A 23584-nucleotide genomic window follows, 5' to 3' on the forward strand; every position below is an offset into this window, starting at 1 on the left:
TTCATCAAGTCAGCATATTTAAAGCTTGAATGTTTCTAGCTTGATGCTTATGGTCGGGACAGACCGAGGGAAGGGAACGAAACCGTGCTCGACGAACGACTGCGCCGGCCCGCGCTGCTCGAGACCGTGCACCTGGGCGAGACGAAGGTGTCCTTCGTGCCGGACGGTGCTGTGCAAGGGAATCCGCGGCTGTGGCTGCCCGACAGCACTGCCGAGACCTGGGCCGCGCGCCCGGAGTATCTGGACGACGACGGCTATCTCGTCGCCAGCATCGGCGGTCTCTTGGTGGAACGCGACGGCCGGGCGCTGCTGATCGACGCCGGGTTCGGACCGCAGTCGGTGCCCGCTGAGCCGGGCGCGCCGAACGGCCTGCTGTACGGCGGCGGGCTGCTCGACAGTCTGGCCGCGCTCGGGCGAAAGCCGGAAGACGTCGAGGCGGTGGCGTTCACGCATTTGCACTCGGACCACATCGGCTGGGCGGTGCAACAAGCGTTCCCTCAGGCCGAATATCTGGTCACGGAACCGGAATGGACGCAGCGCGAGGCGTCCGGCGAGATCGACGCGATGACAGAGCGGGTCCGCACGATCAAGGACGGGCAGGAAGTGTTTCCCGGCGTCCGGATTCGCTTCACGGCCGGGCACACGCCGGGACACGCCGAGTACGTCATCACCGCGGGCGGCCAACGGCTGATCGCGTTCGGCGACGCGGTCCATTCCCCGATGCAGATCGAAAATCCCGACTGGTCCTGCGTGTACGACCACGATCCGCTCGAGGCCGCCAGCCACCGCCGGAAGCTCGTCGCCGAACTCGCCGAACCCGGCACGATCGGCTACGGCAACCATTTCGCCGACGTCGTCTTCGGCCGCGTTCGCGACGGCCGCTGGCAGCCGCTCGACCGCTAGGGTCGGGCGCATGGCCCGGCTGATCCACCTCAACGGCCCGTCCGGCATCGGGAAATCCACCGTCGCGCGGCGCTACGCCGATCTTCACCCGGGAGTGCTCGCCCTCGAAGCCGACCAGGTGGTGACGATGATCGGCGGCTGGCGGACCGCGTTCTGGGACACGCTGCCCGCCGCGCGACGGCTCGCCCTCGCCATGGCGGAAACCCACCTGCGGGCGGGGCACGACGTGGTCATGCCGCAGCTGGTGACCCGGGTCGAGCAGGCCGAGCGGTTCGAAGAGGCAGCCCGCGCGGCGGGCGGCGAGTACGTCGAGATCATGCTCGCCGCGCCCCGGCCGCAGGCAAAGGCCCGGTTCGCCGCGCGGGGCGACCACGCGGCCACCGACGCGATGGCCGAATTGGGCGGACCGGTCGTGCTCGACCGGATCCACGACCACGTCGCGGAGTACCTCCCGCTCCGTCCACAGTGCACAGTGCTCGACACCGAGCATCTCGACCCGGACGAAACGTGCGCGAGAGTCGCGGCGATTGTTGCCCGCCGAGCAGCGGCGGAGGCACCGAGTGCACGGAACGGGGACCAAACGGGAAAGCCGCCGCCCGGCCCGGCCTGAGCGCGGTATATGTCGAGGAGTGCCAGGACACAGAGCCGAGGCGGTCCGGCCGCCGCTCGCCCGGCGGACCGCGCGCACCCTCGCCGCGGGCCGGGTGCGCTCACGGACCGGATTCGCGGTCGCTGGTGCGGAAATCGTGGCTCGCCAGGCTGAATCCCGCGCAATTCCGTTGCGGCAGGCTGGAACCGCGAGGCCCCTCCCCTTCGCCGACGCGGATCCTGGAGTCCCCGGCCCGTCGACGGCATTCCCCGGCCCGATCCCGCGAACGCCCTTCGGAAGAGACTCCCATGCCCGAACCCGCTGCCCGCACGGATTTCCCCACGCCGCCCTGGCTGCTCAGCGCGACCGACAGCGTCGCCCTGCGCGCCCTCGCCGGGGGCATCCTCGACAGCACGGCGTCCGATCTCGACCTCTCCTACACGCTCGCGACCCGGACTCCGCTGGCTCTCCGCGTCCTGGTCCCAGCCGGGGACCGAGCCGCCCTCGAAGCCGTGGCGAGCGGCGAGACGACCGGCGAACCCGTCGTGCGGCGCCCTCGGCTGACCTTCGTCTCCCGCACCACCGAACTCCCGCCGGGCAGGGAAACCGAGTTCGCCCGACGGTCTCCGCTCTTCGCGGAAACGTTCGACGCGATGTTCGGCGATTACCAGGACCGCCACTTCGCTTTCCAGGGCGCGCTGTGCTGTCTGCTGGAATCCTGGGGCCTCTACCCTGAGGCGGTCGCCCGCGTGACCAAGCGGCCCTGGGACGACACCAGCCTCGTCCTTGACCTCACCCCGGCCTCCGTCCGCGATCTCCTCGCCGAGGTCGCCCGGCTGCACACGGCGGGCATCCCGGTCGCCTGGAACGCGGTCTTCGCCGGGACCGGTGCCCGGCAGGTCGACCTGCCCGCCGAAGCCATGCTCTACCGCCCGGAGTGGGTCCCCGTCCCGGCCAAGCCCCGCGCGGCCCAGATCCTCGAAATCCCCGTCAGCAACGACCTCCACTCCCTCACCGCCCACACCCTCGACGCTCTGCAGCACCGTGAAGACCGGCTCGTCGTCACGGCCAATGCCACCGGCCCCGCAAGTGCCGCGGCCTTGGGCATTGCGGCTGCCGCCGAGTACCCGGGCAAGGTCACCGTCGTAGACCTCGACACGCCTATGCCCGCCGACGAGGTCCTCGCGCTCGTCGGCGGCCACACCGAGCCACAGCTCGCCCTCCGCGACGGAGTTCCGCACGCCCTCCGGATCCGTCCGGCCGCAGTCCGGACGGCCCGGCCCATCGATCCGTCCGGCACCGTCCTCATCACCGGCGGCACCGGCAGAATCGGGGCACTCCTGGCCGAGCACCTCGTCGCCGAACACGGCGTCCGGCACCTCGTGCTAGCAAGCCGAAGCGGCCCCGCCGCACCCAACGCCGAACATCTCCAGAACCTCGACGCGGACGTGCGCATCGCCGCCATCGACGTCGCCGACCCTTGCCAGGCCGAAAGCCTCATCGCCTCCTGCAACCCGCCGCTGACCGCCGTCATCCACTGCGCGGCCGTCTTCGCTGACGATGTCCTCGCCGAGCGTCTCGACCCGGTCCTGCGCGCCAAAGCCGACTCCGCCTGGATCCTCCACGAAGCCACGCAACACCTGCCGCTGTCGGCATTCGTGCTCTTCTCCTCCGTCGCAGGCATCCTCGGCCAGGCCGGACCAGCGAACTACGCCGCCGCCAACCGATTCCTCGACACCCTCGCCGCGCACCGGCACGCGAAAAACCTGCCCGCCGTGTCGATCGCGTGGGGCCGCTGGGATCCTGCTGTCTTCGACGCCGCACTCGGCAGCGCGGAACCGGTCGTGATCGGCCCCGGCACCGTCCCGCCGCACCCTGAACGGCGTTGTCCGGCCGAAGGAACCTTCCCGAGACTGCTGACGAATACCCCGGCCGGAAGATGACATCCGTCACCGGGCCAGTCCCCGGTGCGCCGCAATACTCACTCCTATGAACAAGATCCGGACCGCCGCCGCGGCCGCCGCCCTCGTCGCGGGATTCTCCGTGCTCGCCCCGGCCGCCGCCGACGCCACGACCTCGCCGCTGACCTTCGGCATCTACCCGGGCGGTTACGCGGGCGGCGGTTCCACCACCGGCAAACCGGATAATCCGGCGAAGATCCAGAAAGCGTTGGCGCAGCTGCAATCCGGGCGCCAGCCGTTCCTGCTCCGCGACTACCTCGGCTGCGGAAGCGCCTTCCCCGACGACGAAATGCAGTACCTCGCCCCGGGCCGCCGGCTCGACGTCGTGCTCAGCTACTCCGGCGAAAGCATGCCGGAATGGCAAACCTGCGTCGAGAACACAGTGCACCGCTACAGCCCGGTCGCCGACACGATCTCGGTGACCCTCGAACAGAACGTGGTGCCCAAGCCGAACGGCGACACCGCGTTGGTGCAAGGCGTGATCGCGGGCAAGAAGACCGCCGACCGCGACGGCTTCCACCGGCTGCAGATCGGCTTCGACGAGGTCGCCTACACCAAGCCGTTCACCCAGTTCTGGCAGCACCTCGCCCAGCTCGGCGGCGAAGAGTTCAGCCGATCGGTCGGCTTCGTCGGCGTCGACCTCTACCCGGACTCCGGCCTGCCCGGCATTCCGCCGCAGTCCGACCTCGCCGGTTTCGTCCACCAGACCCTGCACAACGTCCGCACCCAGGAGATGCCGATCGCCGGCCTCGGCGCCGACGTGCCGATCCGCGTGTCGGAGAACGGCTGGGCGACGCACACCGCCGAGCGCACGCCCGCCGACCAGGCCCGCGCGCTCACCACCGAAATCCTGGCGGTCAACCAGGACCGCGGCACGGAAAACGTGGCCAGCTACGAGATGTTCGACCTGCGCGACGATGTCACCGGCTCCCCCAGCGCGTTCGACAACTTCGGCCTCATGACCGACGACTACGCCCCGAAGCCGATGTACTGGCTGTACCGCGGCCTGATCTCGGCCCTCGGCCGTCATTGAGTTTTTCTGTTGGGAACGCGAGCCGGGCGCTAGGCGAAGTTTCTCGCCTAGCGCCCGGCTGTATAGGTCGTTATACAGTAATCAGCTGACCGAGATGTCGTCGGCGTAGATCGGGGCTTGGCCGTACCAGCCGTGGACGTACACCGTCACCGCGCCGGAGGATCCGGTCGTGAACGGGACGGTCAGCTTGGTCCAGCTGGAGTTCGCCGTCCACGAGCTGGCTGTCGCTCCCCCGCTGACCCCGGCGTAGGCGTATCCGCCCTGCACCCACGCCGTCAGCGTGTACGCGTGGTTCGGCGCGAGCGTCAGCTTCTGCGCCGCTTCCCCGGTCGTCGACGCCGTCGGCGACACCTGCAGTGCGTGGCTGCCGGAGTGCACCGGCGAGGACACGATCGTGCCTCCGGTCCACGGGCTCAGCGCACCGGTCTCGAAGTTGCCGTTGACGACGCTGCCGGTCGGGCTGGTTCCGTTGACCGTCAACGTGTACGTGGCGGTGTGGCTGCCGCCGCCCGCCACCGAGCCGGTGATGGTCAACGGGTAGACACCCGGCTGAGTCGCCGCCGTCGTGGTGATCGACAGGTTCGCGCTCTCCCCCGCCTTGACGGTCGTCGGGCTGACCGAGGCAGTCACGCCGCCCGGTGCGCCGCTCACCGCGAGGGAAACCTGCTGCGCCGTACCGGAAGTCACTGCGGTGGTCACCTTCCCGGTCGCCGAACCGCCCGGGTCGACCGAAGCCGACGCGGGACTGGCCGAGACCGAGAAGTCGTTGCCCGGCACCGGAGTTCCGCCGGTGAACGGGGAGAACGTGTGACTGAAGTACCACTTGTCCTGCGGGATCCCGGAGCAGGTGTCCTGCGCCCCGGTGCCCGGGCAGGTGCCGTTGTCCCGCTGCAGCGCCCAGAAGGACAGCATGTTGATGCCCTTGGACACGGCCCAGTTGTAGACCGTGACCGCGTCGGCCGTGGTGAACGTTTCGGCCGCGCCGAAGTCGTCGATGCCCGGCATCTCGGTGATGCCGACCATCCCCCACAGCTGGTCCTGCGACTTGTCCGGGTACAGCGAGGCCAGCTGCGACACCAGTCCGGCGGCGGCGGTCTGGGTGTCCTGGGCCATGTTGTGCGTGGCGTTGTCGTAGTAGTCGAAGGTCATCAGGTTGACCACGTCGACCTTGGCTCCGTTGGAAACCGCGTTCTGCAGGACGCCCAGCGCGCTGGTGAGACCGCTCGTGGTGGTCGGCAGCGTGTAGGAGATCTGCAGCTGGCGGCCGTTGGCCGCGGCCCAGTCCTGCACCTTCTTGATCGCCTTGTTCCGGCGGTCGATGCCGGCCGAGTTGGTCAGCGAGTTGTCCTCGATGTCCATGTCGAGGCGCGGCACGTCGTAGGTGGTGATCAGCGATTCGTACGCGGCCGCGATCTGGTCGACGTTCGTGCAGCTGTCGGCGATTTCGGTGGCGTTGTGGTCCGCGGTGTAGCCGCCGAACGACGGGATCACGTCCCCGCCGCGCGAGCGGATGGTGCGGAAGTCCGCGCCGAACGACGAATCCGCGACCGGGAGGCTCGCGTCGCCGTTCCAGAGCACGGTGCACGAACCCGAGGAGGCGGTCTGCAGGAAGGCCATCGTCAGGTGCTTGACGCCGGCTTCCTGCGCCATCGCGGCCGGGCTCTGGCCGTTCCAGGATTCGAAGTAGGGCGCGAACACGTGGTTCGGCAGCGGCGTCGCGGCGTGCGCCGGGGCCGCGGTGGCGACCAGCACGCCGAGCGGAGCCGCGGCGGCGGCCAGGACAGCGGACAATCGTGACAAGTGACTTCTTCGTCGCATGCGGGCTCCAGTGCCGAAAAAGGGGCCGTGCGGCGGCGGCGCACGGCCGGAACCTTCTCAGAATTGGACTGGACCAGTCACCCGTCAAGGTCTAGACCACTAATGCGGCCGAACGGCCGGGTCGGATCGTCGGGCGCCACCGGGGCCTGGTGGTCCGGTGCCGGACCACCAGGCCGCAGTGGATCAGCCGACCTGTTCCCTGGCCGGAGCGGGCGCGCCGAGCGAGAGCGTCGTCGACCGCGTGGTCAGCGAAATCAAGGCCGCGGCCAGCGTCGACACCGCCAGGAAGCCGAACGCCGCGGCGAACCCGAACCGGTCCGCGAGCCAGCCCATCACCAGCGGCGCGAGCACGCCGGCGAGCTGACCGCCGGTGTTGACCAGGCCCATCCCCGCGCCGACCAGGTCGCGCGGCAGGACGCGCAACGGCAGTCCGACAATGCCGATCGAAGCGAGGCCGCTGATGAACATCGCGACGGTCTGCAGCACGGTGAATCCGGTCGCCGAATCCGACAGCAGCATCGCGACGAGCACACCCGCCGCCGCGACGAGTGCGGGCACCACGAGCCAGCGCGGCCGGTGGTCGAAGTACCGGCTCATCAGCCAGCCGCCCAGCAGCACCGCCGCCGCGCTGACCAGTTGCGGGATCGCCGCCGAGATTCCGGCCGCGACCAGCGACAGGCCCTTCGTCTCGACCAGGTAGGACGGAACCCAGGTGATCATCCCGTAGGCGAGCATGTTGAAGCAGGCGAACATCGCCGCGCAGCGGATCACCAGCCGGTTCCGCAGCACCTGCGACACCGGCACCTTCACCGGGGCGACGCGCGCCTCGGGTTCGGTCAGCTCCCGCGGCAGCGGAGCCGGGAGCAACCGCCACAGCAACAACCCGACGACCAGCCCGGCCACCGCGACGATCCAGAACGTATGCCGCCAGCCAGCCGCGACCACGAGCGGCGCGACCAGCAGCGGCCCGAGCCCGGCGCCGACCGAGTTGGACGCCAGCAGCAGCCCCGCGCCGCGGCTGCGGCCTTCCTGTGTCGTCCGTTCAGCGAGCGCCTTGAACGCCGCACCGGGGAACAACGCCTGCGCGAACCCGAACGCCGCGCGCAGCACCAGCAGCACGACCAATCCGGGCGCGAACCCGGTGGCGGCGGTGAACACCGACCACGCCACCAGGGAAATCACCAGCAACGGCCGCGCGCCCACCCGGTCCGCGAGCAGCCCGCCGGGCATCTGCCCGAGCAGGTAGGCGATCGCGAACGCGGACACGACCAGCCCCTGCGTGGTCTTGGAAAGCCCGAACTCGGCGCCGATCAGCGGCAGCGCGACCGCGATCATGACGCGGTCGATGTAGTCGATGATGAAGACGCCGACCAGCAGCGCCAACGTGGTCCGTTCGGTCCGCCGCACGCCCGGCGCGGAACTGCCCATGCTCACCGTCGGATCCTCCTTGATTCGGCGACGCCGCATTGTGTGGTCATGCACCCCCTCCGCGGCTTCGTCGGATCCGCCGAATCCCGGGCCTGAGTGTCAGCGGATCCGACGAAGAGCCGGTTTCGCGCGGGTACCGGCGGCCGGAACCGGCCGTTCAACGGCGGAACTCGGCGTCGTTCCCTACGCTGGCGAAGCTGACGACCGCGAGCGCGCAGGGACGGTGGGGATGGCGGAAGGGCGACCGGACGCGATGATCGGCGGCCGTTACCGGCTGATCAGCGAACTCGGGTCCGGCGGTTTCGGGCGGGTGTGGCGGGCTTACGACGAAACCCTCGCCGTGGAAGTCGCGATCAAGGAGATGCGGCTGCCGCCGTCGTCCAGCGACGCCGAACAGGCCGACCGGCTCAAGCGGGCCGAGCGGGAGGCCAGGCACGCGGCCCGGCTGCGCGACCATCCGAACATCGTGGCCGTGCACGACGTCGTGGTCGAAGACGGCGTCCCGTGGATCGTGATGCGCCTGGTCGACGGCCAGACCTTGGCCGCCCGCCTCGCCGACGGCCCGCTCTCCCCCGCACAGGCGGCACCGATCGCGGCGGCACTGGTGGACGCGCTCGGCGCCGCGCACGACGCGGACATCGCGCACCGGGACGTCAAACCCGGGAACGTCCTGCTGACCGGGACCGGCCACGTGCTGCTGACCGATTTCGGGATCGCCACCCACGACGCCGACACCCAGCTGACCTCCACCGGCATGTTCATCGGCTCGGTCGAATACACCGCCCCGGAACGGCTCGAAGGCCACGGCCGCGGCGCGGTCAGCGACCTGTTCTCGCTCGGGGCCACCCTCTATCACGCCGTCGAGGGCGTCTCCCCGTTCGCGCGCGACACCGCCAAGGCGACGATGGCCGCGATTCTCTTCCGCGAGCCCCCGCCGCCCCGGCGCGCGGGTGTGCTGACCGAACTCATCGTCCGGTTGCTGGCGAAAGATCCGGCCGCCCGTCCGTCCTTCGCCGAGGCACGGGAACTTGCCGTCGCGGCGAACTCGCCGCGACGCGAAACCCGGGTCGAGACCGTTCAGCAGCCGGTCGATCCGGAACCTGTGCCGCCGCGCCAGCAAGCGGACCGGCCGCGAATCATTGCCGGGACGATCGCGACCGCATTCGGCGTGGCGATGGCCGTCGTGGTCACGATGATCACCCTGAGCGGCGCGACGCATGCCGACACCCGGGCAGACGCGCTCTTTCCCCCGGCGTTGATCGCCGGGGGAATCTCGTTCCTCGTGGGAGTGGGCCCGCGCACCTGGCCGATCCGGCACTCCAAGCCGATCGCCTTCGGCGCGAGCATGGCCACGTTCGCGGTGCTGCTCGCGCTCTGGCTGCCGAACATCGCCGTCGGCTGAGGTTTTCGAGCCGAAACGCCAACGGCGGGGCCGGTCGCCTCAGCCCCGCCGTATAGGTCGTTATACACCCAGCTTACGCGCCCGCGAGACCCCGGCGCTTCAGCAGCGGCTCGATCTCCGGCGCGCGGCCGCGGAAGGTCGCGAACGCCTCCATCGGGTCGACGCTGCCGCCGAGGCCCAGCAGGGTCGACCGGAAGTGGTCGCCGTTTTCCCGCTTCAGGCCGCCATTTTCGGTGAACCACTCGACGGTGTCCGCGTCGAGCACCTCGCTCCAGATGTAGGAGTAGTACCCGGCGCTGTAGCCGCCGGAGAAGACGTGGTTGAAGTACGTCGTCCGGTAGCGCGGCGGAACGCTTTCCAGTGCCACGCCTGCCTTCTCCAGCGCTTCGGCCTCGAACCGCTGCACGTCCTCCACCCGGTCGTCCGGGCCGAGGCGGTGCCACGCGAGGTCGAGCAGCGCGGCGGCGAGGTACTCGGTCGTGCGGAAGCCCTCGCCGTACTGCTGCGCGGCCTCCAGCAGCTCGACCTGCCCGGCGGGCAGCGGCTCCCCCGTCTCGTGGTGCTTGGCGTAGTTGGCCAGGATTTCCGGCCACAGCATCCACATCTCGTTGACCTGCGACGGGTACTCGACGAAGTCGCGCGGCACGTTGGTGCCGGTGAAGGTCGGGAACTCGACGCCGGACAGCAGCGAGTGCAGCGCGTGCCCGAACTCGTGGAACGCGGTGCGCACCTCGTCGAGCGAGAGCAGCGTCGGCTCCCCCTCGCGCGGCTTGGTCACGTTCAGCACGTTGACCACGACCGTGCGCCGCCCGAGCAGCCGCGACTGGTCCGCGAAGTTGTTCATCCACGCGCCGCCGCGTTTGGAGTCGCGCGTGTAGTAGTCCATCAGGAACAGGCCGAGCCCGCTGCCGTCGGCGTCGAAGACCTCGAAGATCCGCACCTGCGGGTGGTACTTCGGCAGGTCGTTCCGCTCGGTGAAAGTCAAGCCGTACAACCGGTTCGCGGCCACGAACACGCCGTCGTGCAGCACCCGGTCCAGCTCGAAGTACGGCCGCAGCGCCGCGGTGTCCAGCTGGAACCGCTCGCGCTCCACCTTCGACGCGTAGAACGCCCAGTCCCACGGCTGCAGCGTCGCGCCGGGCACGTCGGCTTCCAGCAGCTTCTGCAGCTCCGCGGCCTCGGTGCGCGCGTTCGCGACCGCCACCGGCGCGAGCCGCTCCAGCAGCCCGCCGGCGGCCTCGACGGTCTTGGCTGTCTCGTCCGCGATCACGTACGCCGCGTGGTTCGGGTAGCCCAGCAGCGCGGCCCGCTCGGCCCGCAGCCGCGTGATCTCCTCGACGATCGCGTTGTTGTCATAGTCGTTTCCGCGGTTGCCGCGCGACACCGAAGCGGTGAAAACGCGCTCGCGCACCGAGCGGTTCTCCAGCGATGCCACGGCTGCCTGCGCGGTGGGCAGCGTCAGGGTCAGCACGTACTTGCCCTCGAGACCGCGCTCGGCCGCCGTCTGCGCCGCCGCCGCGATCGCGCTTTCGCCCAGACCGGCCAGCTCCGCGGCGTCGTCGAGGACGACGGCGAGTTCGTTGGTGTCCCGCAACAGGTTCTGCGAAAAACGGGTCTGCAGCGTCGAAAGCTGCTCGTTCAGCGCGCGCAGCTTCGCCTGGTCCGCCTCGGGAAGCCCGGCTCCGGCCCGGCTGAAGTCGGTGTAGCGACGCTCCAGCAGGCGCAGCGCTTCCGTGCTCAGGCCCAGCTCCGCGCGCTTCTGGTACAGCGCGTCGATGCGGGCGAACAGGCGCGGGTTCAGGTGGATCGCGTCCGCGTGCGCGGCCAGCTTCGGCGCGAGCTCGGCCTGGATCTCCTGGACCTCGTCGGTCGCGTTCGAGCTCGAGATGTTGAAGAACGTGCCGGACACCCGCGTCAGCAGCGCCCCGGCCCGCTCCAGCGCCGCGATGGTGTTCTCGAAGGTCGGCTCGGCCGGGTCGTCGGCGATCCGCTCCACGTCGGCGGCGTGCTCGGCGAGACCGGCCTCGAAGGCGGGCCGGTAGTGCTCGTCGGCGATCCGGTCGAACGGCGGCAGCTCGTACGGCAGGTCGCTGGGGACGGCGAACGGGTTGTCCGGGGAAATCATTCGGGTTTGCGCTCCTGGTTCTCCACAGGGTTCTCCACGTGGTTCCGCCCACCCTACGGGGTCTGGCATCCGACGGAAGGACTGTCGATCGTCAGCGGCCCGTGCTTCCGCCGACGACGGCGTCGCTGGAACCCTTCTTGGCGCGGCCGCGTTTCTTGGGCGGCGGCGGCACGATCCCGGCCAGGTCGCCGCCGTGTTCGTTCACCCGGAGCACGAACGGCCGCGTTTCGGTGTAGCGGACGACCGACACCGCGGCCGGGTCCACGACGATCCGCTGGAAGGCGTCGAGATGCTGGCCCAGCGCGTCGGCGAGGATCGACTTGATCACATCGCCGTGGCTGCATACGACCCACACCGCGTGGTCGCCTTGCTCGGCGGTGATCCGGGCGTCGTGCGCGCGGATCGCGGCCACCGCGCGCGCCTGCATTTCGGCGAGCCCTTCCCCGCCGGGGAAGACCGCCGCCGACGGGTGCGCCTGCACCACGCGCCACAGCGGTTCCTTCACCAGGTTCTTGAGTTCCCGGCCGGTCCACTCGCCGTAGTCCACTTCGGACAGCCGCGGTTCGACGACCTTCTCCAGGCCCTGCGCGGCGGCCAGCGGCGCGACGGTCTGCTTGCAGCGCAGCATCGGCGACACCACCAGCTCGGCGACCGGCACCCCGGCGAAGCGCTCGACGAGGGCGGCGGCCTGCGCCCGGCCGGTGTCGTCCAGCCCGACCTTCGGGGTGCGCCCGGCGAGGACGCCCGAGCCGTTGGCCGTGGACTTCCCGTGCCGGAGCAAGATGACCGTACTCACGACGCCACCCTAACCGGTGATCCGCCCGGTCAGCCGCCCGCGGGTCCCGCGTTCGGGTCGAGCACACCGCCGAAGACCAGGCCGAACAGCACGGCGCCGAGCACGACGCGGTAGATCACGAACGGCACGAAGCTGCGCTTCTTGATGTAGGCCATCAGCCAGGCGATCACCAGGTAGCCGACGCCGAACGCGACCAGCGTGGCCAGAATCGTCGGCCCCCACTGCGCGTTCTCGCCGTTCTTGCCGATGTCGGTGAGCTTGTACAGCCCCGAACCGAACACCGCGGGCACCGCGAGCAGGAACGAGTACTCCGCGGCTTCCGAACGCGTGTAGCCCATCAGCAGACCGGCGCTCGTCGTGCCGCCCGAGCGCGAGACGCCCGGGATCAGCGCGAGCGCCTGCGCGAAGCCGTACGCCAGGCCGTGCGGCACGTTCAGGTGGTCCAGCGTCCGCTGCTGCTTCGCGGTGCGGTCGGCCCACAGCAGGATCAGGCCGAACACGATCAACGTGGTCGCGGTGATCCGCAGGTCGCGGAACGCGCGGTCGATCTCGTCCTGCAGGAGCAGGCCGAGCACGACGATCGGCAGCGAGCCGACGATGATCAGCCAGCCCAGCCGCGCGTCCGGGTCGCGCCGCCAGTCCGGGCGGTAGATCGAAAAGAACCAGGCGCGCAGGATCCGGCCGATCTTCGGTCCGAAGTAGAGGATCACCGCCAGCTCGGTGCCGATCTGGGTCACCGCGGTGAACGCCGCGCCCGGATCGCCCCAGCCCGACAGCGCGGCCACGATCCGCACGTGCGCGCTCGAGGAGATCGGCAGGAACTCCGTGAGCCCCTGCACCAGCCCCAGCACCAGGGCCTCGAACCATCCCATCAGGCCGCTCCCGCCGGTTCGCCCGCCCGCTCGGGGCGCAGTCCGATTCGCACGGTCGGGAACCTATCGGGTGGTTCCTGAGGGTTCCCGGGAGGGCGCCGGTCCGCACCAGGGGCTGCGGGCGGCGGAGGCTGGGTTGTCGTACGTGAGGGGAACCCTGAGGGAATCTGATTCCCTCAGGGTTCCCCTCACGTACCGGAAGACACGGTCGCGAGGGAATCATTCCGGCATTCGGCCCGACACGGGGTCACCTTCGTCCGGTCGCGGGGGGTGCGCCCACTAGGCTCGACCGTCGTGGAAAAGCGACAGCTCGGCCGGTCGGGACTGCGGATATCGCGGATGGCCCTCGGCACCATGACCTGGGGCGGCGACACCGATCCGGACGAGGCGGCCAGCCAGCTGGTCGCGTTCGTCGACGCGGGCGGCACGCTCGTGGACACCGCCGACCTGTACGCCGGCGGCGAGGCCGAGCGGATGCTCGGCGAACTGCTGTCGGACCTGGTCCCGCGCGAGGACATCGTGCTGGCCACCAAGACTGTCGCCCGGCGCGGGGACGGCCCGTTCGGCGGCGGGGCCTCGCGCGGCGCGCTGCTGTCCGCGCTCGAAGGCTCGCTGCGGCGGCTTCGCACCGACCACATCGACCTGTGGCAGCTGCACGCGTGGGATTCCTGCGTGCCGATCGAGGAAACGCTGTCCGCGCTCGATTACGCGGTGACGAGCGGCAAGGTCCGCTACGTGGGCGTGTCCAACTACGCGGGCTGGCAGCTCGCCACCGCCGCTTCGCTCGCCACAGTGCCGTTCGTGTCCGGGCAGTTCGAGTACTCGTTGCTGGAACGCGGCATCGAACGCGAAGTCGTCCCGGCCGCCGCGCATCACGGGATCGGCTTGCTGCCGTGGGCTCCGCTCGGCCGCGGCGTCCTCACCGGGAAGTACCGCACCGGAACGCCCGCCGACTCGCGCGGAGCGTCCGAGGAGTACGCCGGATACGTCGAACACCACCGCACTGAACGGGCCGCGCGGATCGTGCAGGCTGTCGTGACCGCCGCCGAAGGACTCGGCACGTCGCCGCTCGCGGTGGCGCTCGCCTGGGTCCGGGACCGGCCCGGCGTGGCCGCTCCGGTCGTCGGAGCGCGCGACACCGGCCAGCTCACCGGCTCTCTCGCGGCCGAGGACCTGACGCTTCCCCCGGCGATCCGCAGCGCTCTGGACGACGTCAGCAGCGTCGGCTTCGGCTATCCGGAGCGGGGCACCCGGTGAGCCGTAGGTGTCGGGTCGGTGACACGGGCGTGACGGTTCGGCGTTCGGAGAGGATGCTGAAGGGACCTGTTCGCCGGAACTTTGCTGGAGGTTTCAAGGTGCGTCGGCTCACCGCCGCGTCGCGGATCGCGATCCCGCTGGCCGGTGCGCTCGCGCTGTCCGCCTGCTCGTCCTCGGCCGAACCGAAGGACAATCTCCAGGTCGTGGCCAATCCGACGGCCGCGAAACCGGCCGTCTCCCCCGCCCGCGCGGTCCCGCCGGCCGGGCAGGTGCTGCCGATGCCGGTGGTGTCCGCGATCGCGACCGACCAGCAGAGCCACACCCTCGTCGTGGCCCTCTCGCAGCCGCCTGAGCTGCGGCTTTACGATCTAGGCTCGCTCGGCGCGCCGAAGAAGACCGTCGCGCTGCCCGGTCCGGCGGAATCGCTCAGCGTGTCCGGCGGCCAGGCGCTCGCCGGAGTCCCGGGCAAGGGCGTGCTCGCCCGCGTCGCGCTGCCGAGCGGGCAGTTGACCGCCGAGAAGGTCGCGGGACAGCCCGCCGCCGGAACCGCGGACGGACCGGACACGCTCGTCGCGGTCCGCGACCGCAAGGCCGTCGAAGTGCTGACGAACGGCGCGGTGGCGAAAACGATCACCGGCCAGCTGTACAGCGCCGACGACGTGGTGAACACCGGCAACGGCGTCGTGGTCCTCGACCGGCTGCGCACCGCTGTGTTCAGCGTGGACGTCCAAGCCGGAACCATGGACGAAGGCCTGCGCGCGGGCGACGGCGCGGCCAACGCGGTCGCTGATTCGTACGGCCGCGTGCTGGTCACCGACGCACGCGCGGGCGCACTGCTCGCGTTCTCCACCAACCCCCTGATCCTCCGCCAGCGCTACCCGGTCCCGGGCGGCGCGTACGGCATCGCGTACGACGCGAAGCGCAGCCTGGCGTGGATCACCCTGACCGCCCGCAACGAGGTCGTCGGCTACGACGTCCGCGGCGGAGAGCCCGTCGAGAAATACCGATTCCCGACCGTGCGCCAGCCGGACACGGTGGGCGTCGACGACCAGAGCGGCCGCGTGTTCGTCGGCTCGGCCGCCGGAGAAGGGACCCAGGTGATCCAGCCATGACGACAGTCGACGAGGCGGTGGTCGAAGGGGATTGGGAGTATCGCCGCCTGCGCCTTCCCCCAGCGGTGTCCCGGCGCGCGGCGATGATCCAGCTCTCCATCCACGCCGAATTCGCGGGGTGGGAGCTGCGCACGGTCCGGCTTTACGCCGACGGCACGCGGAGAGTGTGGCTGCGGCGGAAGCGCACGGCGGCCGACCACTCGACGGGGCTCGCCACCTGACCTGATTAACTGTCCGTTATGCGCAAATTGGTCTATCTCGTCGCGTCCACGCTCGACGGCTTCATCGCCGCGCCGACCCGGGAAGACCCGACCGGCTCGGTCTTCCGGTTCGAGGGCGACCACGCCGAGCCGCTGCTGCGCGAGTACCCGGAGATGGTGCCGACCCATCTGCGGTCCGTGCTCGGCATCGAGGACGTCCCGCACCGGCATTTCGACACGGTCGTCGAAGGCCGCGTCTCCTATCGGATGGGCGTCGACCTCGGCGTTCCGGACGCGTACACGCATCTGCGGCACTACGTCTTCTCCCGCACCATGACCGAGGCTCCCGGCCCGGCCGTGCAGGTGGTCAACACCGACCCGGCGGAGAAGATCCGCGAGCTGAAGAAGGAAGACGGCAAGGACATCTGGCTCGTCGGCGGCGGCGCGCTGGCCGGGGCGCTGCGCGACGAAGTGGACGAGCTGCACCTGAAGCTGTACCCGGTGGTCATCGGCTCCGGCGCGCCCCTGTTCGACGCCGGGTTCTCGGTGGACAGCTATCGGCTCGCCGACAGCCGGACGTTCGAGAGCGGCGTCGCCTTGCTGCGGTACGTCCGCGCCTGAACCTAGGGTGACGCGGTGAACGACGTCGCCGAACTGACCGCGCGGATCTGGCTCGCGGACGCCGCCAGCATGCTGGGAGCGCTCAGCCGCCGGCTCGGCGACTTCGACCTGGCCGAGGAAGCCCTGTCGGAAGCGATCGCCGAAGCTCTCAAGCGGTGGCCTGCCGAGGGAGTGCCGGCCAGTCCCGCTGGTTGGCTGGTCACCACCGGCTGGCGCAAAGCGATCGACCGGCTTCGCCGGGACGCGGCCGGGCGGGAGAAGGCCGTTCGGGCAGCGTCGGAACCGCCGCCGGAGCCGGGGGTCGACGACCGGCTCGCGATGATTTTCGCGTGCTGCCACCCGGATTTGCCGGAACCGGCGCAGGTCGCGCTGACGCTGTACGCCGCCGGCGGGTTGACCACCGCCGAGATCGCCGCCGCCTTTCTGGTGCCGGTGCCGACGATGGCGCAACGGCTTTCGCGAGCCAAGCGGCTGTTGCGGGAACGCGGCGTCGGATTCGAACCGCCGCGGCCGCACGAGTACGCCGACCGCCTGCCGGCCGTGCTCGCCGTGCTCTATTTGGTGTTCAACGAGGGTTATCTGTCCAGCGGGGATTCGGCGCAGCGGCGGGAATTGACGCGCGAGGGCGTCGAGTTGGCTCGGCAGCTCGCCGATGCGCTGCCTCGCGAACCGGAAGCCGCCGGGCTGGCCGCGTTGCTGGAGTTGCAGCAGGCGCGCGTCGCGGCGCGGTTCGACGCGCAGGACCGGATCGTGGTGCTGGAACAGCAGGATCGGCGATTGTGGGACGGTCCGGCGATTCAGCGGGCGCTGCGCCGGCTGCGCGAGGCGGTGCGGCTCGGCCGGCCCGGGCCTTATCAAACCCGGGCCGGCATCGCCGCGATCCACGCTGTCGCAAGGAGTTTCGTGGACACCGACTGGGCCGGCGTACGCGCGATGTACGACCGGCTTCACGCGCTGGATCCCTCGCCGGTGGTACTGCTGAACCGAGCCGTGGCCACGCGGTACGCCGTCGGCCCAGGCCCGGCGCTCGACGAGGTCGACGCGCTCGAGGAAGCCCTCTCCGGCTATCACCTGTGGCACGCGGCCCGCGCCGATTTGCTGGCCGCACTGGATCGGCCGGGCGACGCGCTCGCGTCGGCGGAGCGGGCACTGGAGCTGGCTTCGAATCCGGCCGAGCGCGAGCTGATGACGCGCCGGATAGCCGAGTTCGAGCGGTAGCCTGGCCGCATGGCCGACACTCCGCCGCCGCAAACCGTGTACCCCAACCTCACCTACTCGGATCCGAAAGCGGCGCTCGAATTCCTCGTCGAGGCGTTCGGATTCGAGTCGCATTTCGTGGTCGACGGAGCGAACGGCGTCGAGCACGCCCAGGTCCGCGCGGGCGCGAGCCTCATCTTCCTCAGCCGGGACCACGAGGCCGACCAGTACGGCATGCACAGCCCGCTCGTGCTGGGCGGCACCAGTCACGCGTTGTGCGTATGGACGCCGGACAGCACGCTCGACCGCCACCAGGCCCGGGCCGAGGCCGCCGGCGCGCGGATCCTCAACCCGGTGCACGATTCCCCGGCCGGAGTCCGCGAGTACTCGTGCGCCGATCCCGAGGGCCAGGTCTGGACCTTCAGCAGCTACGCGGGCGAGTAACCGCCGCTCACCGGCGCCCGCTGGGTTTGCCGGGACGGGCTTTCTCGCCGTCAGCCGGGAATCATGGCGCTCCGGGCGGCCGGCGACTCACTCCTCTTCGCGGCTCATCACCGGCCGGACCTCCACCGCGCTCACCCCCGGACCCAGCGGCCAGCTCGCGGCGACCTCGACCGCCTCGTCGATGTCGGCGCACTCCAGCAGGATCACCGAACCGACGATCTCCTTGAGCTCCACGTACGGCCCGTCGGTGATCAGCGGTTGTCCGGGTGACCCGGCCCGCACTGTCTTCGCCGTCTCGCGGGGCTGCAGTTCGATGCCGGTTCCGATCTTGCCGGCCGGCTGCCAGCGTTCGAACCACGCGTAGATCTGCTTCATCGCGTCCTCCTCGTCCGCCGGGGACAAAGCGGCCCATTCGCGGTCGTCGCCGCAGATCAGCATCGCGTACTGCACGGTTTCTCCTCCTGGTCGGAAAACACTCTCGACCGGATGACGAACGGGCGGCCCCGGTTTTCGACAAGGCTCAGCCGAGCGCGGCCATCCACTCCGCCCACTTCGCTTCCTCGGCAGCCACATCGACCTCCGGAGCGACGATGTGGTGCGTCGCCACCAGCGGGCCGCGGAAGCCTTGCATGAAGCAGAAAAGTCCCTCGTCGGTGCGGATCCCGACGGTCTGGTCGTTAACCGCATAAAGCACGCCCTCGGCACCGGCCAGCCGGACTTTCGCGCCGACGGTCAGCTCGTCAACGCCCAGTTCCTTCGCCAACGCGGCCCACAGCGCAGGCCAGTCCGCGATCACCGTCGAACCGAACGCGGTGACCGGCTTCGCCGTCCGGCCGGGGAAGTACCGCACGAACTCCGCCAGGTTGCGGAAGAACAGCGCGCCGCCCGCCTGCATGGCCTCGAACTCGTCCGCCCAGTCGTCGCCGGGCAGGAAGCCGCTCGTGACGCAGCGGATCACCGAACTGCCGCCGTCCCGGCCCTCGACGAGGAATTCGTACGCGATCCGCCGTCCGTCCGGCTCCGGTTCGCCGCCGTAGGCCAGGCGGCGGGGCGGGTCCCACGCGGTGATCGCGTGCGTCGGCTCGTAGGCGGCGAACGCTCCGCGCACCGCGCCGCCCACTCCGCCTTCGACCTCGTTGCGGCCCATGAACCAGGAGTCGATGCCCGGCCCGGTCGCGATCGCCGCCCAGACCTGCTCCGGCTCGACCGGGACCTCGGCGACGTCGATCTCCCGGAATTCCTTACCCATGCTCGTTTTCCTCCCCCGTCGGCACGCTCGGGTGCACCGCCAGCACCACGCGGTGCGCGCGGCCGTTCTCGGCTTTTTCGTCGTGGTACTTCCCCACCAGCGTGGTCACCGCGGTCGCCAGTTCCTCCGCGAACGCGGCGCGGTCGGCCGCCGAAGCGAACCGGATCTCACCGTCGAGCGCGAAGGTGGCGACGCGCTTTTTCGCTTTCGCCGCACCGGTAATGAGGATCCCGACGTCGCGCACCAGCCGTCCCGCGACCGCCAGCAGCCAGCGCGCGGACAGCCGGTCCGGAGACTGCGCCGGATCGGGCTGCACGGCGGCGAGCGCGGACGGCGAGATCACGTACGACGACGCGGTCGCCTGCATCATCCGCTCGGTGACGTTGCCTTTGCGCCGCTCTTCGACCAGCTCCACGAGCCCGTGCTTCTCCAGCGCGCGCAGGTGGTAGTTCACTTTCTGCCTCGGCAGGTCGACGCGGGCGGCCAGCATCGTCGCCGAGGCCGGCTGCGCCAGTTCGGCCAGCAGCCGGGCGCGGACCGGGTCCAGCGACACCTCGGCCGCGGCCGCGTCCTCGATCACCGCAACGGGAAACATGCGTCCCATCGTCGCGTCGGAACACTCAGCTTGTCAAGACAGATTTTGTTGTCGGTGGACCTCATTGACGACGGACGCGATCCGCGGGACCACCTGCGCGGCGGCCTCCAGTGGGACGACGTGCCCCACGCCGGGCAGCACCACGGCGTATCCCTGAGCGAGCCCGTGCACGAACTGCTCCACGTCGGCGGGCGCGACGATCCGGTCCCGCTCCCCCACGATCGCCGTCACGGGCAGGTCTCCGGCCAGCGTCAACGCGGCCTCGCGCGCGTAGGCGTCGAGCGCGGGCCGGAACTGCGAGATGGTGTGCGGCCAGTTGCCGCGGATCATCTTGACGGTCAGCTCGACCAGGTCCGGGTCGGGATCGTCGCCGAACAGCCACCAGCGCAGCCCGGCGCTCACCGCGCGGCTGGTGTGCTCGCGGACCAGCCCGTACAGCTTCGCGCCCAGCACCATTTCCAGGTCCTGCGCGACTTTCCCGAGCGCGTTGGGCCAGGCCGCGGACGCCTCGGTGGCGATCCGTCCCGACGACGTCGACAGCAGCACCAGCCCGCCGGCGCGCGCGGCGAACAGCTCCGGATGCCGCTGGGTCAGCGACATCACGGCGAGCCCGCCCATGTCGTGCCCGACGAGCACGACGCGGCCGTGCGGGACGGCCTGCTCGATCACCTCGGCGAGGTCGTCTGCGAGCCGGCCCATCGTCGCGGTGCCGCGCGCGGCCCGGCCGGATTCGCCGTGCCCGCGGTGGTCGTAGCTGACCACCGCGAGCGGATGCTCGACCGCGTCCGGCAGCACCGGGGCGATCCGGCCCCAGCTGCGCTGGTCGAGCGCGTAGCCGTGCAGCAGCACGACCGTCACGGCCGCCGCCGGATCGCCCCTGCGCACGAGGTGCAGGGGCGTGCCGTCGGCGAGCCGGAACCCGGGCATCAGGACGAGCGGAGGAACCGGTCCAGCACGCGGACGCCGAACTTGAGCGCGTCGACCGGGACACGCTCGTCGACCCCGTGGAAGAGCCCGGAGAAATCGAGGTCGGCGGGCAGTTTCAGCGGCGCGAAGCCGAAGTTGCGGATGCCGAGCTGCTGGAAGGACTTCGCGTCGGTGCCGCCGGAGAGCATGTACGGCAGGGTGCGCGCGCCCGGGTCCTCGGCGAGCACCGCGGCGGTCATGGCGTCGACGAGCGCGCCGTCGAACGTCGTCTCGACCGGCGGCAGCTCCATCCACTCCTTCTCGATGTCCGGCCCCAGCAGCTCGTCCAGCTCGCGGTCGAACGCCTCGAGCCGCCCGGGCAGGATGCGGCAGTCGACGGCAGCTTCGGCCACCGACGGAATCACGTTCGACTTGTAACCGGCGGTGAGCATCGTCGGATTCGCGGTGTCGCGCAGGGTCGCGCCGATCATCCGGGAGATGTTGCCCAGCTTCGCGACCGAGCCCTCAAGATCGTCCTCCGGGAAATCCCAGCCGGTGATCTCGGTGACCCCGGCGAGGAACTCGCGCACGGAATCGGTCAGCACCAACGGGAACTGGTGCTGCCCCAGCTTCGCCACGGCCTCGGCCAGCTTGGTGACCGCGTTGTCGCGATGGATCATCGACCCGTGGCCCGCCGTGCCGCGCACGCGCAGCTTCATCCAGCGGATGCCCTTCTCGGCCGTCTCGATCACGTACGCGCGGACGTTGTCCTTCAAGGTGATCGAAAAGCCGCCGACCTCGCTGATCGCCTCGGTAACGCCCTCGAACAACTCCGGCCGGTGTTCGACCAGCCACTGCGCGCCGTACTTGCCGCCCGCTTCCTCGTCGGCGACGAACAGGAACACGAGGTCGCGCGGCGGCACGATATTGTTGATCTTGTAGTGCCGGGCCAGGGCCAGCGTCATGCCGACCATGTCCTTCATGTCGACCGCGCCGCGCCCCCACACGTACCCGTCCTGGACCGCCCCCGAGAACGGGTGCACAGACCACTCGGCCGGATCCGCCGGGACGACGTCGAGGTGGCCGTGGATCAGCAGTGCGCCCCTGCTCGGATCGGCCCCTGGCAGCCGCACGATGACGTTGTGCCGGTCCTTGCCGCCGGACTCGACGTAGGTGATCTCGTACCCGGCGTCGGTCAGCTTCTCCGCGACGTACTCAGCCGCGACGCGTTCCCCCACGAGGGTTTCGGGGTCGCCGGTGTTGGTGGTGTCGATGCGGATCAGCTCGCTGGTAAGCGTGACAGCCTCGTCCGCGGCGGCGTCGATCAAGTTCGGTTGGGTCACCGGCCATTCCTATCATCCGCAGCGAGAGCACGCCGTCGTCCCGGCGAGTGGAACCAACACCGGGCGCGCCGAACCGCAGTCTGTGAGGGTTCCCCTCACAGACTCTGATTCCCTCAGGGTTCCCCTCACGACCCGCATTCCCTCAAGGACCCTTGGGGTCATGGGGTCGTTGCAACACTGCCTTGTTGGAGGGTGGGGTTGTGGCGCGGAAGTATCGGTGGTTGCCGCGGTCGGTGCAGGTGTTGTTTTGGGAGCGGGTCCGGGCCGGGTTGGCGGTGAAGCCGGCGGCGTGGTCGGTGGGGATTGCCGCGCCGACGGGGGCGCGGTTGTTCCGCCAAGCTGGCGGGGTGATGGGGAATGCGCCCGCTCGGCCGGGGCCGGTGCGGTTGAGTCTGGCCGAGCGGGAAGAGATCGCTTGTCTGCGGGCGGCGGGCCACGGGGTGCGTGCGATCGGGCGGGCGATCGGGCGGCCGGGGTCGACGGTGTCGCGGGAGTTGGCCCGCAACACGGTCCGGTCCGGCAGTTACCGGGCCAGCAGCGCCCAGCACGCGGCGGAGCAGCGCGCGAGACGGCCGAAGACGGCGAAGCTGGCCGCCGACCCGGTGCTGCGGGAGGCGGTGGCGGCGGGGCTGGGCCGGCGGTGGTCGCCGCGGCAGATCTCGGCGAGACTGGTGCTGGAGTTTCCCGACCGGCCGGAGATGCGGGTGTCGCACGAGACGATCTACCAGTCGCTGTACGTGCAGGGCCGGGGCGCGCTGCGCCGCGAACTGGCCGCGGCGCTGCGGACCGGGCGGGCGCTGCGGGTCCCGCGCCGGCAGGCCCAGGCCCGCCGCGCGAGGCCCGGGGCGCGGATCGCGGACATGGTCAACATCAGCGAGCGGCCGGCCGAGGCCGCCGACCGCGCGGTCCCCGGGCGCTGGGAAGGCGATTTGATCCTGGGCAAGGACAACAAATCCGCGATCGGCACCCTGGTCGAACGCTCGACCCGGTTCGTGCTGCTGCTGCACCTGCCCGAGAGCCGCGACGCCGCCGCGGTCGCGGCGGCGATGACCGACGCGATCCAGACCCTGCCGCCGCTGCTGGTCCGGTCGCTGACCTGGGACCAGGGCACCGAAATGGCCCGCCACCAGCAGATCGCTCTCGCCACCGGGATGGAGATCTACTTCTGCGACCCGCACTCGCCCTGGCAGCGCGGCAGCAACGAGAACACCAACGGCCTGCTCCGCCAGTACTTCCCCAAAGGCACCGACCTCTCCCGCCACACCCGGGCCGACCTCGACCGCGTCGCCGCCGAACTCAACGGACGACCCCGCCAAACCCTCGGCTGGCACACCCCCGCCGAAACCCTCAACACGCTACTCTCACACCAACAAACACCAGGCGTTGCAACCACCACCTGAATCCGCCACCCCCTCACGGAATCAGATTCCCTCAAGGAGTCCTCCACAGACCGCCTTCGCCTGCCGCCGGATGCGCCCCCCCACGTGGCATTGGGTGCATTCCACGCACCCAATGTGGCATTCGTTGCATCTGACGCACCCAACGCCACATCGGGGCGCTAGCCCCACGCCACCCACCGCACCGACGCACCCAACGATCGAGGCACCCAACGATCGAGGCACCCAGCCCCTCCCCCGCACCCCGATACGAAGCCTCCCTGCGGTTCGGGGGTGCTTGTCAAGGCAGAGATAACCCCCAAAAAAAAACCCCCCACCCCACAAAAAAAACAAAAA

General features: G+C 70.3%; 22 protein-coding genes. 12 read left to right on the forward strand and 10 right to left on the reverse strand.

Annotation, left to right across the window (positions count from 1 at the left end):
- Nucleotides 1-84 precede the first annotated feature (84 nt).
- The 4 genes from ACWDNU_RS28430 to ACWDNU_RS28445 all read left to right on the forward strand — a co-directional run bounded on the left by ACWDNU_RS28430 (nucleotide 85) and on the right by ACWDNU_RS28445 (nucleotide 4486).
- Nucleotides 85-903, forward strand: coding sequence for an MBL fold metallo-hydrolase (locus ACWDNU_RS28430; protein ID WP_449671145.1), 819 nt, complete (start codon nucleotides 85-87; stop codon nucleotides 901-903).
- A 10-nt stretch (nucleotides 904-913) separates the two neighbouring features.
- The gene (locus ACWDNU_RS28435; protein WP_449671146.1) at nucleotides 914-1513 is read left to right on the forward strand and encodes an AAA family ATPase; all 600 of its coding nucleotides are present in this window, start codon (nucleotides 914-916) and stop codon (nucleotides 1511-1513) included.
- A gap of 287 nt (nucleotides 1514-1800) precedes the next feature.
- Nucleotides 1801-3435 carry an SDR family NAD(P)-dependent oxidoreductase gene (locus tag ACWDNU_RS28440; RefSeq protein WP_449671147.1) on the forward strand — a complete coding sequence of 545 codons (1635 nt, stop codon included), beginning with the start codon at nucleotides 1801-1803 and terminating at the stop codon, nucleotides 3433-3435.
- Nucleotides 3436-3481: 46 nt separating this feature from the next.
- Nucleotides 3482-4486 (forward strand): hypothetical protein, encoded by a 1005-nt coding sequence (locus ACWDNU_RS28445; RefSeq protein WP_449671148.1) that lies wholly within the window; start codon nucleotides 3482-3484, stop codon nucleotides 4484-4486.
- An 81-nt stretch (nucleotides 4487-4567) separates the two neighbouring features.
- On the opposite strand, the gene ACWDNU_RS28450 is transcribed toward ACWDNU_RS28445, so the two are convergent.
- Nucleotides 4568-6286, reverse strand: coding sequence for a glycosyl hydrolase family 18 protein (locus ACWDNU_RS28450; RefSeq protein ID WP_370936944.1), 1719 nt, complete (start codon nucleotides 6284-6286; stop codon nucleotides 4568-4570).
- 201 nt (nucleotides 6287-6487) lie between these two features.
- The gene (locus ACWDNU_RS28455) at nucleotides 6488-7732 is read right to left on the reverse strand and encodes an MFS transporter (RefSeq protein ID WP_449671164.1); all 1245 of its coding nucleotides are present in this window, start codon (nucleotides 7730-7732) and stop codon (nucleotides 6488-6490) included.
- Nucleotides 7733-7961: 229 nt separating this feature from the next.
- Here ACWDNU_RS28455 and ACWDNU_RS28460 point away from each other — a divergent pair, with 229 nt between their 5' ends.
- Nucleotides 7962-9134, forward strand: a complete 1173-nt coding sequence (locus tag ACWDNU_RS28460; protein ID WP_449671149.1) for a serine/threonine-protein kinase — start codon at nucleotides 7962-7964, stop codon at nucleotides 9132-9134.
- A gap of 73 nt (nucleotides 9135-9207) precedes the next feature.
- Here the strand turns inward: ACWDNU_RS28460 and ACWDNU_RS28465 are convergent, their stop codons facing one another.
- The 3 genes from ACWDNU_RS28465 to ACWDNU_RS28475 form a co-directional block, all read right to left on the reverse strand.
- The gene (locus ACWDNU_RS28465; RefSeq protein ID WP_449671150.1) at nucleotides 9208-11259 is read right to left on the reverse strand and encodes a M3 family metallopeptidase; all 2052 of its coding nucleotides are present in this window, start codon (nucleotides 11257-11259) and stop codon (nucleotides 9208-9210) included.
- A 91-nt stretch (nucleotides 11260-11350) separates the two neighbouring features.
- Nucleotides 11351-12055, reverse strand: a complete 705-nt coding sequence (locus ACWDNU_RS28470; protein WP_370936940.1) for a histidine phosphatase family protein — start codon at nucleotides 12053-12055, stop codon at nucleotides 11351-11353.
- A 29-nt stretch (nucleotides 12056-12084) separates the two neighbouring features.
- A complete protein-coding gene (locus ACWDNU_RS28475; RefSeq protein ID WP_449671151.1) occupies nucleotides 12085-12927 on the reverse strand; it encodes an undecaprenyl-diphosphate phosphatase in 843 nt (280 codons plus the stop codon).
- A 294-nt stretch (nucleotides 12928-13221) separates the two neighbouring features.
- On the opposite strand from ACWDNU_RS28475, the gene ACWDNU_RS28480 reads away from it, so the two are divergent.
- The 6 genes from ACWDNU_RS28480 to ACWDNU_RS28505 all read left to right on the forward strand — a co-directional run bounded on the left by ACWDNU_RS28480 (nucleotide 13222) and on the right by ACWDNU_RS28505 (nucleotide 17758).
- Nucleotides 13222-14184 carry an aldo/keto reductase gene (locus ACWDNU_RS28480; protein ID WP_449671152.1) on the forward strand — a complete coding sequence of 321 codons (963 nt, stop codon included), beginning with the start codon at nucleotides 13222-13224 and terminating at the stop codon, nucleotides 14182-14184.
- Nucleotides 14185-14282: 98 nt separating this feature from the next.
- Nucleotides 14283-15296 (forward strand): YncE family protein, encoded by a 1014-nt coding sequence (locus ACWDNU_RS28485; protein ID WP_449671153.1) that lies wholly within the window; start codon nucleotides 14283-14285, stop codon nucleotides 15294-15296.
- On the forward strand, nucleotides 15293-15517 hold the full coding sequence (locus tag ACWDNU_RS28490; protein WP_344275483.1) for a DUF5703 family protein: 225 nt from the start codon (nucleotides 15293-15295) through the stop codon (nucleotides 15515-15517). Before ACWDNU_RS28485 ends, ACWDNU_RS28490 begins: the two co-directional genes overlap by 4 nt.
- Before the next feature lie 18 nt (nucleotides 15518-15535).
- Complete coding sequence (locus ACWDNU_RS28495; RefSeq protein WP_449671154.1) at nucleotides 15536-16117, forward strand: dihydrofolate reductase family protein; 582 nt, start codon at nucleotides 15536-15538, stop codon at nucleotides 16115-16117.
- 15 nt (nucleotides 16118-16132) lie between these two features.
- Complete coding sequence (locus tag ACWDNU_RS28500) at nucleotides 16133-17335, forward strand: RNA polymerase sigma factor (RefSeq protein WP_449671155.1); 1203 nt, start codon at nucleotides 16133-16135, stop codon at nucleotides 17333-17335.
- A 9-nt stretch (nucleotides 17336-17344) separates the two neighbouring features.
- A complete protein-coding gene (locus ACWDNU_RS28505) occupies nucleotides 17345-17758 on the forward strand; it encodes a VOC family protein (RefSeq protein WP_449671156.1) in 414 nt (137 codons plus the stop codon).
- An 87-nt stretch (nucleotides 17759-17845) separates the two neighbouring features.
- Here ACWDNU_RS28505 and ACWDNU_RS28510 read toward each other — a convergent pair whose 3' ends face one another.
- The 5 genes from ACWDNU_RS28510 to ACWDNU_RS28530 all read right to left on the reverse strand — a co-directional run bounded on the left by ACWDNU_RS28510 (nucleotide 17846) and on the right by ACWDNU_RS28530 (nucleotide 21851).
- Nucleotides 17846-18208 (reverse strand): YciI family protein, encoded by a 363-nt coding sequence (locus ACWDNU_RS28510; RefSeq protein ID WP_449671157.1) that lies wholly within the window; start codon nucleotides 18206-18208, stop codon nucleotides 17846-17848.
- Nucleotides 18209-18278: 70 nt separating this feature from the next.
- Nucleotides 18279-19007, reverse strand: coding sequence for an SRPBCC family protein (locus ACWDNU_RS28515; protein WP_449671158.1), 729 nt, complete (start codon nucleotides 19005-19007; stop codon nucleotides 18279-18281).
- On the reverse strand, nucleotides 19000-19602 hold the full coding sequence (locus ACWDNU_RS28520) for a winged helix-turn-helix domain-containing protein (RefSeq protein WP_449671159.1): 603 nt from the start codon (nucleotides 19600-19602) through the stop codon (nucleotides 19000-19002). The genes ACWDNU_RS28515 and ACWDNU_RS28520 overlap by 8 nt, the downstream gene beginning before the upstream one ends.
- A gap of 33 nt (nucleotides 19603-19635) precedes the next feature.
- Nucleotides 19636-20529, reverse strand: coding sequence for an alpha/beta fold hydrolase (locus ACWDNU_RS28525; protein WP_449671160.1), 894 nt, complete (start codon nucleotides 20527-20529; stop codon nucleotides 19636-19638).
- Nucleotides 20529-21851, reverse strand: a complete 1323-nt coding sequence (locus ACWDNU_RS28530; protein ID WP_449671161.1) for a M20/M25/M40 family metallo-hydrolase — start codon at nucleotides 21849-21851, stop codon at nucleotides 20529-20531. Before ACWDNU_RS28530 ends, ACWDNU_RS28525 begins: the two co-directional genes overlap by 1 nt.
- 182 nt (nucleotides 21852-22033) lie before the next feature.
- Here ACWDNU_RS28530 and ACWDNU_RS28535 point away from each other — a divergent pair, with 182 nt between their 5' ends.
- Nucleotides 22034-23251, forward strand: coding sequence for an IS30 family transposase (locus tag ACWDNU_RS28535; protein WP_449671162.1), 1218 nt, complete (start codon nucleotides 22034-22036; stop codon nucleotides 23249-23251).
- Nucleotides 23252-23584 lie beyond the last annotated feature (333 nt).

This window comes from Amycolatopsis sp. NPDC003676 (assembly GCF_053587275.1).

Bases quoted from the DNA above. Each gene is read 5' to 3' on its own strand.
- ACWDNU_RS28435 (WP_449671146.1), top strand. From the start codon at position 914: ATGGCCCGGCTGATCCACCTCAACGGCCCGTCCGGCATCGGGAAATCC.
- ACWDNU_RS28465 (WP_449671150.1), bottom strand. From the start codon at position 11,259: ATGATTTCCCCGGACAACCCGTTCGCCGTCCCCAGCGACCTGCCGTAC.
- ACWDNU_RS28455 (WP_449671164.1), bottom strand. From the start codon at position 7,732: ATGGGCAGTTCCGCGCCGGGCGTGCGGCGGACCGAACGGACCACGTTG.
- ACWDNU_RS28520 (WP_449671159.1), bottom strand. From the start codon at position 19,602: ATGTTTCCCGTTGCGGTGATCGAGGACGCGGCCGCGGCCGAGGTGTCG.
- ACWDNU_RS28525 (WP_449671160.1), bottom strand. From the start codon at position 20,529: ATGCCCGGGTTCCGGCTCGCCGACGGCACGCCCCTGCACCTCGTGCGC.
- ACWDNU_RS28495 (WP_449671154.1), top strand. From the start codon at position 15,536: ATGCGCAAATTGGTCTATCTCGTCGCGTCCACGCTCGACGGCTTCATC.
- ACWDNU_RS28475 (WP_449671151.1), bottom strand. From the start codon at position 12,927: ATGGGATGGTTCGAGGCCCTGGTGCTGGGGCTGGTGCAGGGGCTCACG.
- ACWDNU_RS28490 (WP_344275483.1), top strand. From the start codon at position 15,293: ATGACGACAGTCGACGAGGCGGTGGTCGAAGGGGATTGGGAGTATCGC.
- ACWDNU_RS28460 (WP_449671149.1), top strand. From the start codon at position 7,962: ATGGCGGAAGGGCGACCGGACGCGATGATCGGCGGCCGTTACCGGCTG.
- ACWDNU_RS28505 (WP_449671156.1), top strand. From the start codon at position 17,345: ATGGCCGACACTCCGCCGCCGCAAACCGTGTACCCCAACCTCACCTAC.
- ACWDNU_RS28440 (WP_449671147.1), top strand. From the start codon at position 1,801: ATGCCCGAACCCGCTGCCCGCACGGATTTCCCCACGCCGCCCTGGCTG.
- ACWDNU_RS28515 (WP_449671158.1), bottom strand. From the start codon at position 19,007: ATGGGTAAGGAATTCCGGGAGATCGACGTCGCCGAGGTCCCGGTCGAG.
- ACWDNU_RS28445 (WP_449671148.1), top strand. From the start codon at position 3,482: ATGAACAAGATCCGGACCGCCGCCGCGGCCGCCGCCCTCGTCGCGGGA.